Genomic DNA, 14,063 nt, shown 5'->3' with positions numbered 1-14,063 from the left:
TTCCATGAGCGGTATGCGTTCCTGGCGGGCCCTTGGCCTGGCATTTTTTGCGGCGACTCTCCTGCAGGGCTGTAGTGCTGACTCCCTGTTTTTCGGAGAGGAAGAGGAAGGCCCGCCGCTGGAAGGCGACCGCCTGCCGATCCTCGCACTTGAAAAGAGTCTGACGGCGGATCCGAATCTTGCCGGATTGAAGATTGTTCTGCCGCGCCCGTTCGAGAACAAGGACTGGCCGCAGCCGGGCGGCAATGCCGTGCACGCCATGCAGCATCTGGCGGCTGGAGATGTTCTGAAACGGGCCTGGTCGACCAGTATCGGCAGTGGCTCGGACGATGAAACCCAGCTTATCGCGAGCCCGATCGTCGTGGACGGTTTGATCTACACGATGGACAGCGAAGGGGAGGTTTCTGCGCTCTCCGTGCTGGATGGCGGGCGGGTATGGTCCGCTGAAACGCGGCCGGACGACGAGGATGAAACCATCTTTCCGGGCGCGATCGCTGCCGGTGACGGCAAGCTGATCACAGCGACCGGATATGGCGAAGTGATCGCCTTCGATCTGAAGGATGGAATGGAACTCTGGCGCTCCCGGTTGCCGGGACCGGTCCGGGCTGCGCCGACGGTAATAGACGGCCGGATCTTCGTCAGCATTCTGGGCAATCAGTCCTTCGCTCTCGACCTCAGGGATGGCACCCGGGTCTGGTCCCATACCGGAATCTCCGAAGAATCAGCTCTGCTTGGCATCGCCAGCCCGGCTGTGAGTGGCGGCTCGGCGATCATTCCCTATTCCTCCGGTGAGCTGTTCGTTCTCCGGGTCGAGAATGGCCGCCTGATCTGGAGCGACAACCTGAGCGCAATCCGGAGCCGCAACGCGGTCTCCCGACTGTCCGATATTCGCGGTAATCCGGTGGTGGATGACGGTCTCGTTGTCGCCATCAGCCAGGCCGGGCGCCTTTTGGCAACGGACCTGAAGTCCGGCCGACGGGTCTGGGAAGCGCGGATCGGCGGGAACCAGACTCCATGGGTCGCCGGCGATTATATCTTCGTGGTCTCGGACCTCGGCGAAGTGCTGGCCCTGACCAAGCGCCGCGGCCAGATCCGGTGGATCCAGCAATTGCCGGTGTTCGAAAATCCCGAAGACAAGGAAGGCATCATCACCTATGCGGGGCCGGTGCTGGTCAGCGACCGCCTGCTGGTGGGGGCCTCGACCGGGGATGTCTATGCGCTTTCGCCCTATACAGGCGATATTCTTGGCAAGATCGATATTGGCTCGCCGGTTTTCGTGCCGCCCATCGTCGCAGGGGGAACGGTATACTTCCTGACAGACAATGGCGATCTCGAGGCTTACCGCTAGTCTTCTTGCCTGCGGGAGCGGGGCTCCCGCATGGCGGCTATGCCGCAACAGTGCTTGATCTGAGGCGTGTCTCAGGACTACGGAACAGCCATGAGTTTTACAGTCGCCATCATAGGTCGGCCCAATGTGGGCAAATCGACCATATTCAACCGGCTTTCCGGCAAGCGTCTCGCTATCGTCGACGATCAGCCCGGAGTCACGCGCGATCGCCGTGAGGGCGAGGGCCGGGTCGGTGACCTGACCTTCCGCCTGTTCGATACGGCTGGTCTGGAAGACGCCGATAACGAAAGCCTTGAAGGCCGGATGCGGCAGCAGACCGAGGCGGCCGTTGCCGAAGCGGACGCCGTTCTGTTCGTGATTGACGCCCGCGCTGGCGTCACGCCGCTGGACGATCACTTCGCCCGCTGGCTCCGCCGCGAGAAGCAGAAGGTGATTCTGGTCGCCAATAAATGTGAGGGCAAGGCAGGCAAGCCGGGCCTTTACGAGTCCTTCGGCCTCGGGCTTGGCGACCCGGTACCGCTTTCCGCCGAGCATGGCGAGGGATTGAGCGAGCTTTACGATGCGCTCACCGCCTTTGCGCCGGAGAGCGCGCATGACGATTACAGCGACCTCGATGATGGCGGAGAAGCCGCTGACGATATTATCGAGGAATCGCCCGACGGGGCTGTGACCTGGCGTGACGCCAAGGCGCCGGACACGATCCGGCTTGCCATTGTCGGCCGGCCGAATGTCGGCAAGTCGACATTCGTGAACGCCCTGCTCGGCGAGGACCGCATGCTGACCGGCCCCGAGGCCGGGATCACTCGCGACGCCATCGAGAGCGACTGGGAATTCGAGGGCCAGCCTTTCAAGCTTTTCGATACAGCCGGTCTGCGCCGCCGCTCGAAAGTGACCAAGCGGCTCGAATACCTCTCTGGCGAGGATACCCGCCGGGCCATTCAGTTTGCTCATGTCGTGGTGCTGATGCTGGATGCCAGCACCATGCTGGAAAAGCAGGACCTGACAATCGCCCGCATGGTGGTCGAGGAGGGCCGGGCCCTCGTCATCGCAGCCAACAAGTGGGATATCGTCGAGAACCGTGAGAAGGCCCTCGGTCAGCTCCGCGACCGTCTGCAGACCTCTCTGCCGCAGGTGAAGGGCATTCCCTACATCACCATTTCCGCCGAACGCGGCCGCAATCTCGACAAGCTGCTGCATTCCATTGTCGAGACCTACGATACCTGGAATCGCCGGGTCTCTACCTCGCGGCTGAACCGCTGGCTTGCCGACATGACCGGCCAGCACCCGCCGCCGCTGGCCAAGGGGCGCCGGATCAAGCTGCGCTACATGACGCAGATCAAGACCCGTCCGCCGACCTTTGCCGCCTTCGTCAGCCAACCGACTGAACTGCCGGAAGCCTATATCCGGTATCTGGTCAACGGCCTGCGGGAGAGCTTCCAGCTCACGGCGGTGCCGATCCGGTTCTATCTGCGCGGCAGCAAGAACCCTTACGTCAACGACGACTAAGCGCCTGATTTCAGAGTGGACTTGGCAATCGTTGGGGAAGGGGACATCATGGTGGTCCTGCCTGTCCCAATCGAGGTCCCGCCATGTCTGCCGCACCAAAGAACCCCGCTCCATTATGGCAATGGAGCGCCGTAGAGCTATCCGGAGCCATCCGGGATGCGCGTGTCAGCGCATCGGACGCCGTGAACTCTGTCGTTGAGCGGATTCGTGCCGAGAACGGCCATCTGAACGCCATCGTCGTCGATCAGACGGACGCCGCGCTGGAACAGGCCGCATCCTATGACGAAATCCTGAAGCAGGATGGCCCGATCGGCCCACTGCACGGTGTCCCGGTCGCCATAAAGATCAATGTCGATCAGAAAGGCACCGCAAACAGCAATGGCGTGATCGCCTTCAAGGACCTGATTGCACCGGATGACGCTCCGGTTGTCCGGAACCTGAAAAAGGCCGGTGCGATCATCGTCGGACGCTCCAACACTCCGGAATTCTCTTTCCGGGCGACCACCGTGAACGAGCTGCATGGCCGGACCTATAATCCCTGGGACGACAACCATTCGCCGGGCGGCTCCTCCGGTGGTGCCTCTTCCGCTGTGGCGGCGGGTTTCTGTCCGATCGCCCATGGCAACGATATCGGCGGTTCTTTGCGGTTCCCGGCTTACCAGACCGGGACCGTGACCGTGAAGCCGGGCCAGGGCCGGGTGCCAGCCTACAATCCCTCCGGCGCCGAGGAACGCTCCCTGCTGGCGCAGTTGATGTCGGTTCAGGGCATCATCGCCCGAGAGGTGCGCGATGTGCGTTTGGCGACCCGGGTGCTGATGCAGCCCGATCCGCACGATCCATTGCAGGTTCCGATGCCGTTCGACGGCGCGGCTGTGGACCAGCCGATCAAGGTCGCGTTCTGTCGCGAGACCAACGGCTACAAGATCCATCCGGCGGTCGAGGCTGCTCTGGAAGGCGCAGCGGCTGAGCTGGACAAGGCCGGGTATATCGTCGAGGAAGCAAGCCCTCCGATGATCCAGGAGGCAGCGGCTGAAGCCCTGCCGGCACTCTATGCCGATTGCGAGATCTTCATCGGTGAGGCGATCCAGAAATATGGCAGCGCCGACATCAAGAAAGTCTTCGACTTCTATTTCGAGAATTATCCGCCGACCGATGCCGTCGGTCTGCTGCGGACGATGTCCCGCCGGACACGGTATCTGCGGGCCTGGAACCTCTTCCTGGAAGAATACCCGCTGGTCCTGACGCCGTTCATGATGCGCCCTGGCTTCACCTGGAACGAGGATGCGGAGAGCTCGGCGGGTGTGAGGGATATCTTCGACTCGTCCGTCTATAGCTGGCTGATCAACTTCCTCGGCTTGCCTGCTTCCATTGCGCCTGCGGGGTATCACGAGGAGCTTCCGCTCTCGGTTCAGATCATCGGCCGGCGCTTCCGGGAAGACCTGACGCTGGACGCGGCGGAGTGTCTGGAGCGGGCGAACGGTATCCAGGTCCACGAACTCTGGCGCCGCAAGGGACTGCTCTAGCATCTGTGTCACGCCGGATCGCGAGTGCGTCAGTACCGCGATCCGGCCTTGTTTCGGCGGCGGCTTAGCCGTCATACTCCATGGTATGAGCCGCCGCCGCATCACCCGTCACCAGCTTACGGTCGACGATATCGCCGCTCTCTACGACACGCTTCTGGAGAGCCAGAAGAGGCGCTATTACCGCCGTTGGAAGGTCGAGACACCCGTGTTCAATTCCAAGCGCAAACGTGAAGTTGTACAGGACGAAGTCCGGCTGAAACGCCTGCAAGAGCGGGCCGACGGTATTGAATACGCCCTTCGCTACGAGGACCTCACGATACGCCAGCGCCGGGAGATGGAGCAGATGGCTCGCAATCTCCGGCTGGCGGCCCAGGGCGTGAAAAACATCACGGACAAGTAGAAGGGCGCTGCCCTTGCGTGGCCTTGGACGAAGGCCGTACTGTTATCACGTCATTTCTGCTTTTTCGATTGAGCCCTTCACGTGAATCAGACCATCGGCGTTTCCGCTGCGGATCCGACGCAGCACCCCTACCGCTGGGCAATGCTGTTCGGCGTCTGGCTGATCTATTTCGCCTTCGGGCTGACGATCAGCGCTCTGGCTCCGATGGTTGGACCGATCACGAAAGATCTCGGGCTCAGTCATGGTGCCATGGGGACCGTGCTCGGAGCCTGGCCTTTCATCTATATCGGTGCGGCGGTGCCCTGCGGCATTTTGCTGGACCGCGTCGGCGCACGGCGGGCGTTGCTGCTTGCCGCAATGATCATGGCCGCGTCCGGCTTGTGCCGGGCGGTGGCGGTTGATCACCTGTCCCTGTTTCTTGCCGTCGGTATTTTCGGGTTTGGCGGGCCGCTGATTTCCATCGGGGCGCCGAAGATCATCGCCGAATGGTTCGAGGGCAAGGAACGCGGCTTCGCCATGGGCATTTACATCACCGGCCCGGCCATTGGCGGCATCCTTTCGCTCAGCCTGACCAATGCGGTGGTACTACCTTTTCATGACGGTGACTGGCGTATGGTGGTGCTGGACTATGCCGCTGTCACCGCAATTGCCGGTCTGCTCTGGCTGCTGATCGCCCAGCATCCGGAAGCGCGGGCGCGGGAAGCGGCGGAAAAGGCGATGCCGAAACGGCCGCAGCTCGAAATCTTCCGGGAGCTGATGGCAAATCCTGTAGTCCGGGTCATTCTCCTGATGAGTATAGGCATCTTCTTTTTCAATCACGGAACCAGCAACTGGCTGCCGGAGATCCTGAAGTCGACCGGTATGAGTCCGGTCGATGCCGGTTACTGGGCAGCTCTGCCAACCATTGTTGGCGTGATCGGCTCGCTGACCATCCCGCGCCTGGCAACGCCGGAGCGGCGCGGCGCGATCCTGGGCGGACTGTTCGTCCTCGCGGGGCTCTGCACACTGCTGCTGCAGCTGGGTGAGGGGCCGGGGCTGATCCTGGCGCTGATCTTCCAGGGATTGGCGCGTGGCTCGATGATGACCATCGCGCTGCTGTTCCTCGTGGAGGCGCGCGGCGTTGGCTCGAAGAATGCAGGTTCAGCCGGCGGGCTGTTCTTTTCGGCGGCGGAAGTGGGCGGTGTTTCCGGCCCGGTCGCCATCGGAGTCATCCATGACATCACCGGCGGCTTCACCGTCAGTCTTTGGGTGCTGACCGGGATCTGTGCCCTGCTTCTGCTCGGGCTTGTGTTCGGGATCCACAGGCCAGCGGCAAAGACAGTTCCTTAGACAGCCTGCCCGGCACTCCAGCCGCTGGACCAGGCCCATTGGAAATTGTAGCCGCCGAGCCAGCCCGTCACGTCCACTGCCTCGCCGATGAAATAGAGGCCGGGCTGGGCTTTCACTTCCATGGTCTTCTGGTTGAGCGCGGCGGTGTCGATGCCGCCGAGGGTCACTTCGGCGGTCCGGTAGCCTTCCGATCCGGAGGGCGTCACGCGCCAGCGGTTTACCCGCTCTCCGAGCTGGCGGAGCGCCTTGTCGCTGGTATCGCCAAGTGGACGGGTGAGATTTGCTTCTTCCGTGATCGCCGCCGCCAGCCGTTTTGGCAAGTAGCCTGACAGCGCGGTCTGGGCCGCCTGTTTTCCGTTGGAGGATTTATCCGCGATCAGGCGGCCGGCAATGTCTGTTCCCGGTGCAAGATCGACTGTGATTTCCTCTCCTTCGCGCCAGTAGGAGGAGATCTGCAGGATCGACGGTCCGCTGAGGCCGCGATGGGTGAAAAGCAGCCCTTCGGCGAACCGGGTCTTGCCGGACGCGACGACCGCATCCACGGAGATACCGGAGAGCGGTTTGAGCCGCTCCAGCATGGCGGCGTCATAGGTGAGGGGCACCAGACCGGGCCGCGTCTCGATCACCCCGATGCCGAATTGCTCTCCGATATTGTAAGCAAATCCGGTGGCGCCCATTTTCGGGATCGACTTGCCGCCGGTGGCGATGACGACGGATGCCGTCTCGACCAATCCGGAGGAGAGAGCGACGCGGAAACTCTCTCCATGCCGCTCAATGCCGTCCACTTTCGTTGACAGTTCCAACCGGACGCCAGCCTCGCCGAGTTCGGCCAGCAGCATGTCGATGATGGCTTTTGCCGAGCTGTCGCAGAACAACTGGCCCAGCGTCTTCTCGTGGTAGGCGATGTTGTGCTTCTCGACGAGGGCGATGAAATCGCGCTGGGTATAGCGGCGCAGCGCCGAGATGCAGAATCGCGGGTTTTGCGAGAGGAAGTTTTCCGGCGCGGCTCGCAGGTTGGTGAAGTTGCAGCGCCCGCCGCCGGAAATGCGGATCTTCTCCCCCGGCGCCCCGGCATGGTCAACGAGCAGCACAGAACGCCCGCGTTTGCCGGCTTCGGCAGCACACATCATGCCGGCGGCACCGGCACCGATGATGAGACAATCAATCTTGCGCATGGCGGCGAAAGCCGGGACTAGCCCGGCTTTTTCCCGGTCGGGGATGCGTCGTCCTTCTCGGCGACAGTCTCGTCGTCGCCGATCAGTTCCTGCTCCACCTCTTTGGCTTCTTCTGCGGCCTCTTCACGCTCTTTGAGGAGACGCTTGCGCTCCGCTTCCTGGCTCTCCTTCTCGGCGTTCCGGGCGGCTTCCGCGTCGGCCATTTCCGGGTTCGCGGTCTTGAAATACTCCTGGCTTTGCGGCGCTGCGCCGCCGGCATCCTTTCCGCTGCGTTGGGATTTGGCCTGGGTGACCATGACATTGGCTGACGGTGCGTTGCCGTCCTTGTCCTCGCCGAAATAGAGTGTTTGATGCGGGAACGGAATTTCGACCCCCTCGGCGTCGAACCGCCGCTTCACGCGACGCAGGAATTCGCGCCGAATCGACCATTGCCGGCCAGGCTTGGTTTTCAGACGGGTCCTGATGTTGACGCTGGAATCGGCGAGGTCCTGCAGTCCGAAGACCTCGAACGGCCCGGCGATATCTCCCTGTAAGGCTTCGTCATTTGCCAGTTCGTCGCCGATTTCCTGCAGCAGTTTCATCACCGCTTCCGTGTCCTCGCGATAGGCGATGCCGACATCGACCAGCGCATAGGCGTAGTCCTTTGTCTTGTTGGTGATGATCTCGACGGTGCCGAATGGAATGGTATGCAGATCGCCGTTGACGTCGCGCACCCGTAGGGTGCGGATGCTCAGGGCTTCGACCGTTCCGGACATGCCGCCGACATCGATAAAGTCGCCGACATTCAGTGTGTCCTCAATCAGCAGGAAGATCCCGGAGATCACATCCTTGACGAGCGATTGCGAGCCGAAGCCGATGGCCAGACCGATAATACTGGCACCGGCGAGCAGGGGCGTGATGTTGACGCCCAACTCGGACAGGATGACGAAAACCGCGAGTACGCTGATGACGATGATCACGGCCCGCCGCAGCAGCGGCAGCAAGGTACGTTCTCGCCCGCTCAGGATGCCCGCGCTTTCCAGCACGAACAGCCGGCGCTCGACGAAAAGGCTGACAATTTCGCTGAAAGCGACGGCGCCGCCGCCGACGACGATAATCGTGGCGATGGCACGGATCAGCACCTGCCCGTTCGCGGAGGCAAAGAAGGCGGAAAGTTGTATGCCCCAGACCTCGAGCAGCGCGCCGAGAGCTACAACGGAGATGAGAACGCGGGCACCGGCGAGGAGATGCGGCACGTAGCGGTTCGCCCGGCGCTCCAGCGAGGGATAGCGGTCGGTCATCTCATGGGAGATGGAGAAGGCCCAGCGGCCGGCCGTGTCGACCGCGAGCCATGCGAGCCGCCAGACGATCGAGATGATGACCATGAAGGCGGCGATCTCGCCGAGGCGCTTGAAGCCCGCATCGCCCATGGATATCAGGATCATCAGGCCGGCGGTAACATAGGCTATCGCGATCAGGTGCCAGATCGCGGAGAGAATGGACCAGAAGGTACGGCCCGTTGCTTTTTCGTCGGTGCCCGCGATGACCTGGGCGAAGCTTGCCCGGTTTTGCAGGATGAACGCTGTCAGAAGCATCCAGAGAGCGCCGTAGACCACCTTTTCAAGGGACAGGAAGGTCGTGGCCGGCATGCCAAGGATGTAGGCGCTCTGCAGACCCAGGATGCCGTAGATGCCGGTTGCAACCACACGATTGGCCCAAAGCGCGAGATAGGCGCCGGTCGCTTCCGTGATGTTCAGCGAACGGCTGACCAGTCCGGCCGGCTTCAGCAGGGTACGGATCAGGGCGAGGCAGGCGAGGTGCGACGCCACCGCGAAGACGAATGCCCGTCCGGCGAGTTGGACATTGGTGCTGCTCACCGTTGTCAGGATGCCTTGCGTGACGGCGAAAAAGATCACGGCCCGGATACCCCGGAGCAGAAGCAGCGGCACCAGGGCGGCAAGATTGCGCAGCAACGTGCCGCGCATGACCCAGGACTCAATCTTGTCGACTGGACGGCGCAATAATCGGTTCGTCAGGCGCACGGTAAGAAGGCCAAGAGCCACGATGCCGGCAATCACGGCCATCCATTGCCCGATCCGGAACAGCTTATCCGGATCGGCAGCCAGGGCGGAAAGTGCCGGGATCAGGCTTTTCACGTCGGTGAGGGCAATCGCTGTATCGGAAAGCCGGCTCACTGCCTGCTGAAGAAAGCCGCTGATCCCCGAGACCACATCCGACATTGCAGATGCGACGGAGGAGGCATCGTCCGCTTTTTCTTCTTCCTCGGTTGCGACCAGCAGCGTCTCCAGATCGGTGATTAGAGCGTCGCGCTTGGTCTCGTCCTTCAGCGTGTCTAGCAGAGATTGAAGCCTCTGCGGTCCGACTTTGGCCGCTTCATCAACTGCGGTGTTCTCGGTGGTATCCTGAGCGATTGCTAGTGCCGGGGCGAGAGCGCCGAGGCCGAGAGAGAGCGTCAGAACCGCCAGAATGGTCTTGAAACGATATGGCATGATTTCCAGTGGTCCGGTCCTTCGGATTACTTGAACCATTTAAGCGATTTGAGTGCCCAGACTTCCAGGCCCACGATCAGTATCATGATCAGCGTCACGGCCCAGAACGCCCAGGTGGTTTCGGCCCCAGGCATGCCGGCAACATTGATCCCGAGCAGCCCGGTCAGCAAGCCGAGTGGCAAGCAGATCGCCGAGATCACGGATAGAATGTACAGGCGCCGGTTAAGTTCCTCGCTGTTGCGGTTCTGTATCGTGTCCTGAATGACCATGGCGCGCTCACGGATTTCGTCCAGGCTTTCCACGTAACGGATGACCCGGTCCGCGGCCTCGTTCAGGCTGCTCAGGGTCTTGCGTGCAAACCATGCAGGCGGGTCTGCGGTGAGATGGCGCAACGCATCCCGTTGGGGCAGAATATAACGACGCAAAATGATGGTCCGCAGCCGCAACGTCTGGAGCTCACCGGGGGACTGATTGATGCTGCCGGAAGTCTGTTCCTCGTCAACCAGATCGATACGTTCCTCCAGGTCGTCGATCACCGGCTCCATTCGGCGGAAAAGGCGCTCCGCGAGAACAGCCAGCAGCTCGTCCGTATCTTCCGGAACGAAACCTTCCCTTATGGCTGCAAGCGTATCCTGCACCGCCATCAGACGACGCAGGCGTACGGTTATCATCAGCCCTCGTTCCACCCAGATCCGCAGGCTGACCATATCCTCGGGGCTTGAACCCGGGTTGAGGTTCACGCCGCGCAGGACAATGAGAACACCATGGTCGAAGCGCTGCACGCGCGGTCTGGTCTCTTCGGCGACCAGCGCGGCGGCGGCAATTTCCGGCAATCCCGCCAGCTCCTTGATCCAGGATCTGGCGCGCTCTTCCTTCAGGTCGAGATGAAGCCAGCAGAGACGAAGCCCTTCCGGCCGGCCCGCTGTTATATCACCCCAGCCGAGCTCTTTCGGGGCAGGTCCATCTGTGAGGCCGATGCCGGCGATCAATCCGTCTTCGCTGTCCGATGCATCCATCCGTCGCGCGTCCCCGTTACGGAAATACCAGTCATCAGTATATGTAGACGGCGCGAACGGGCAATGCCGGGCCGCCGGATCAGAACCCGTTTGTCCGGTCCGGGTAATCGGTGATGATGCCGTCGACGCCGAGATCGACCAGCCGCCTCATGTCTTCCGTCTTATTGACGGTCCAGACAATGACCTGGAGCCCTTCTGCATGGGCGTTCTCTATGGCCTGTCTGGTGACGTTGCGATGATAGGGCGACCAGACCGAGCAGCCAGCCGCCTTTGCGGTCTTCTGGATGGAGCCGCCGAAATCGTCGACATCGAGTCCGCCGAGCCAGGGAGAGGCACCCTCCTTGCCGGCTTCCGCCGAGTCGAGCCAGCGCGCTTCGGCGCTGAGGCACACGGTCGGGATCGCCGGATCGATCCGCTTGGCGGCGATCAGCGTGGACCAGTCGAAACTCTGCAGTGTGATCCGGTCCACGACACCGGCGCCCCGGGCGGTTTCGATCAGCAGCCGCGCAAAAGCTTCCGGTTCGGGAGTGTCGCCCGGCGAGAGCGGGGAGCGTTTTGTCTCGATATTGAAGCGAACCGCCTGGTCGCCGCGTGCCGCCACCATGGCAAAGAGATCCGCCAGTTTCGGAACGCGTGTGCCATCGACCGGTGCCTGATCGGGAAAGCGCTTCGCATAGCGGCTGCCGGGCCGTATCCGGCCGACATCGTAGGCTTCCAGCTCCGCAGCCGTCAGTTCATTCAGCCGGATCTCCTGATCGATCCAGGCGCCGTCATGGCGTGTGTGGTCCTTTGACAGCGCGCGGTCATGATGGATGACGGCAATGCCGTCCGCCGTTACCACTGTGTCGAGCTCCAGCACATCGACTCCGAGGTCGAGGGCCTTCTCGAAGGCGGGAAGGGTGTTCTCCGGAAGCAGGCCGCGGGCGCCGCGGTGACCCTGGATCTCTACTGCGGTAGCGATGCCGGAAACCCCGGCGATCAGGGCCGTCGCGAGCGCAAAAGGCCCGATGATCTTGCTAGGCATTGACCAGATCGCCGTTGCGCTTGCATTCCGGCGAGGCCAGCTCAAGGAACAGGGGCACGAGGTCTTCAGGCGGTTTGACCGATGCCTGATCCTCGCCCGGATAGGCGTTGACCCGGAGTTTCGTGCGCGTTGCGCCGGGATTCAGCAGGTTCGCCTTGATGTTGCTCTTGGTGTTTTCCGCGGCATAGCTTCGGACCATGGCCTCCAGAGCAGCCTTGCTGACTGCATAGGCTCCCCAGAATGGCTTGTCGCCGTGAGCGGCATCGGCGGTCACGAAAATCGCCCGGCCTGCATCGGACTGGCGGAGCAGAGGATCGAGGCTGCGGATCAGGCGCTGGTTCGCGGTGAGATTAGTCGCGATGACCTGCTCCCAGAGCTTGGGATCGTAATGGTGCATCGGCGTCAGATTGCCGAGTATGCCGCCATTGGCGACCAGGATATCGATCTTGCCATAGCGCTCGTGCAGAGCGGCGCCGAGCCGGTCAATGGCCGGATAGTCCATCAGATCCATGGGCACCAGGCTGGCGCTGCCGCCTGCGGCCTGGATTTCATCGTCCAGTTCCTCCAGCGCGCCCACGGTGCGGGCGACAAGCACGACATGTGCGCCTTCGCGGGCAAAGGCTTTGGCAACGGCGGCGCCAATGCCGCGGGACGCGCCGGTGATCACCGCAATGCGGCCGTCGAGGATGCCGGTCATGGAACTCTCAGCAAATATGGTTTGGTCAGGACGCCTCGGCCAGCAGGGAGAGCTGCCGGACGTTCGATCCGTCGTTCTGGTCGATCAGCGCGATCGGATAGTCGCCGGTGAGGCAGGCATCGCAATATTGCGGGCTTTCATTGTTGCGTGCGGCCTCGCCGACGGCCTGATAGAGGCCGTCATGGGATATGAAAGCGAGACTGTCGACGCCGATCAACTCAGCCATCTCATCCACCGACATTTTGGAAGCCAGCAGCTTTTCCCGTTCCGGCGTATCAACACCGTAGAAGCAGGAATGGGTCGTCGGCGGGCTGGCGATCCGCATATGGACTTCCTTGGCACCGGCGGCGCGCACCATTTCCACGATCTTGGTCGAGGTGGTGCCGCGGACGATGGAATCGTCCACCAGAATGACGCGTTTGCCCTTGAGCTGTGCTGTGTTCGCGTTGTGCTTCAGCTTCACACCGAGATGCCGGACATGGTCCGTTGGCTCGATAAAGGTCCGGCCGACATAGTGATTGCGGATAATACCCAGATCGAAGGAAATACCAGCCGCCGCTGCATAGCCGATGGCCGCCGGAACTCCGGAATCCGGTACCGGGACGACAACGTCGGCATCAACGTGACTTTCCTTGGCCAGCACCGCGCCGATTTCCTTGCGCGAGTTATAGACGCTCTTGCCTTCCATCACGCTGTCCGGCCGGGCGAAGTAGATATATTCGAAGATGCAGAAACGGCTCGGCTTGCTGGCAAACGGCTTCAGCGACTGAACGCCTTTTTCCGTGATGTAAACAACTTCGCCAGGCTCCACGTCGCGGACGAAATCGGCGCCGATGATGTCGAGCGCGCAGGTCTCCGAAGCAAGGATATGAGCATCGCCCAGTTTGCCGAGTACCAGCGGGCGAACGCCGTACGGATCGCGGATGCCGATCAGCGAGTCGCGGGAGAGGCAGACCAGAGAGTAGGCGCCAACGATCTTCTGCATGGCGTCGACCACCCGGTCCAGCACGGTGTGCTGCGGGCTGCGGGCGACCAGATGAATGATGGTTTCGGTGTCCGAGGTGGACTGGAACAGACAGCCCTGACGGACCAGGCTGTCGCGCAGGTCGATGGCGTTGGTCAGGTTGCCGTTATGGCAGAGTGCCATGCCGCCGAATTCGAAATCGGCGAAGAGCGGCTGGACGTTTCGGAGATTGGCCCCGCCGGTAGTGGCATAGCGGTTATGCCCGATGGAGGCGTGGCCCTTGAGCTGGTTGATGATCTTTGCCGACTCGTCGCCGAAATTCTCACCCACATGTCCGAGCGCCCGGTGGGCGTGAAAGTGGTTGCCGTCCCAGGAAACAATGCCGCAGGATTCCTGTCCGCGATGTTGCAGGGAATGCAGCCCGAGAGCGGTTAGTGCGGCCGCATCGGGAGCGCCGAAGACGCCAAAGACGCCGCACTCCTCGTGGAGATGATCGTCGTCCCAATCGGGGGACCGGTCCAACGGTTGTTTCAGATCCGTCACGGCGACATCCTCCTGCCGGTTGCTGTCCATGGCACATTCATCGAAAGCG

At 62.0% G+C, this 14,063-nt stretch carries 11 protein-coding genes; 5 read left to right on the top strand and 6 right to left on the bottom strand.

The annotated features are described in order from the left end of the window. Nucleotides 1-4 precede the first annotated feature (4 nt). From IG629_RS07925 to IG629_RS07905, 5 genes are all read left to right on the top strand, one after another. Nucleotides 5-1,348, top strand: coding sequence for an outer membrane protein assembly factor BamB family protein (locus tag IG629_RS07925; RefSeq protein WP_193171423.1), 1,344 nt, complete (start codon nt 5-7; stop codon nt 1,346-1,348). A gap of 90 nt (nt 1,349-1,438) precedes the next feature. Continuing rightward, the gene (der, locus tag IG629_RS07920) at nt 1,439-2,854 is read left to right on the top strand and encodes a ribosome biogenesis GTPase Der (protein WP_193171422.1); all 1,416 of its coding nucleotides are present in this window, start codon (nt 1,439-1,441) and stop codon (nt 2,852-2,854) included. 83 nt (nt 2,855-2,937) lie between these two features. Further along, nucleotides 2,938-4,377: an amidase gene (locus tag IG629_RS07915; protein WP_193171421.1), complete on the top strand. Its 1,440-nt coding sequence runs from the start codon at nt 2,938-2,940 to the stop codon at nt 4,375-4,377. 85 nt (nt 4,378-4,462) lie between these two features. Beyond that, a complete protein-coding gene (locus IG629_RS07910) occupies nt 4,463-4,777 on the top strand; it encodes a hypothetical protein (RefSeq protein ID WP_193171420.1) in 315 nt (104 codons plus the stop codon). 81 nt (nt 4,778-4,858) lie between these two features. Beyond that, on the top strand, nt 4,859-6,106 hold the full coding sequence (locus IG629_RS07905) for an MFS transporter (protein ID WP_319025038.1): 1,248 nt from the start codon (nt 4,859-4,861) through the stop codon (nt 6,104-6,106). On the opposite strand, the gene IG629_RS07900 is transcribed toward IG629_RS07905, so the two are convergent. From IG629_RS07900 to purF, 6 genes are all read right to left on the bottom strand, one after another. Next, nucleotides 6,103-7,281, bottom strand: coding sequence for a BaiN/RdsA family NAD(P)/FAD-dependent oxidoreductase (locus IG629_RS07900; protein ID WP_193171419.1), 1,179 nt, complete (start codon nt 7,279-7,281; stop codon nt 6,103-6,105). The genes IG629_RS07905 and IG629_RS07900 overlap by 4 nt on opposite strands. 17 nt (nt 7,282-7,298) lie before the next feature. Then, a complete protein-coding gene (locus IG629_RS07895; RefSeq protein ID WP_193171418.1) occupies nt 7,299-9,770 on the bottom strand; it encodes a mechanosensitive ion channel family protein in 2,472 nt (823 codons plus the stop codon). A 26-nt stretch (nt 9,771-9,796) separates the two neighbouring features. After that, nucleotides 9,797-10,786 carry a zinc transporter ZntB gene (locus IG629_RS07890; RefSeq protein ID WP_193171417.1) on the bottom strand — a complete coding sequence of 330 codons (990 nt, stop codon included), beginning with the start codon at nt 10,784-10,786 and terminating at the stop codon, nt 9,797-9,799. A gap of 79 nt (nt 10,787-10,865) precedes the next feature. Then, entirely contained in the window at nt 10,866-11,810 is a 945-nt protein-coding gene (locus IG629_RS07885; protein ID WP_226886535.1) for a glycerophosphodiester phosphodiesterase, read from the bottom strand. Beyond that, complete coding sequence (locus IG629_RS07880) at nt 11,803-12,507, bottom strand: SDR family NAD(P)-dependent oxidoreductase (protein ID WP_193171416.1); 705 nt, start codon at nt 12,505-12,507, stop codon at nt 11,803-11,805. Before IG629_RS07880 ends, IG629_RS07885 begins: the two co-directional genes overlap by 8 nt. A 25-nt stretch (nt 12,508-12,532) precedes the next feature. Next, on the bottom strand, nt 12,533-14,044 hold the full coding sequence (purF, locus tag IG629_RS07875) for an amidophosphoribosyltransferase (protein WP_051284647.1): 1,512 nt from the start codon (nt 14,042-14,044) through the stop codon (nt 12,533-12,535). Nucleotides 14,045-14,063 lie beyond the last annotated feature (19 nt).

The organism is Nisaea nitritireducens (assembly GCF_014904795.1).
Classification (GTDB): domain Bacteria; phylum Pseudomonadota; class Alphaproteobacteria; order Thalassobaculales; family Thalassobaculaceae; genus Nisaea; species Nisaea nitritireducens.
Note: the sequence above shows the minus strand (reverse complement) of the source record. Positions and strands in the feature narration are given on the sequence as shown.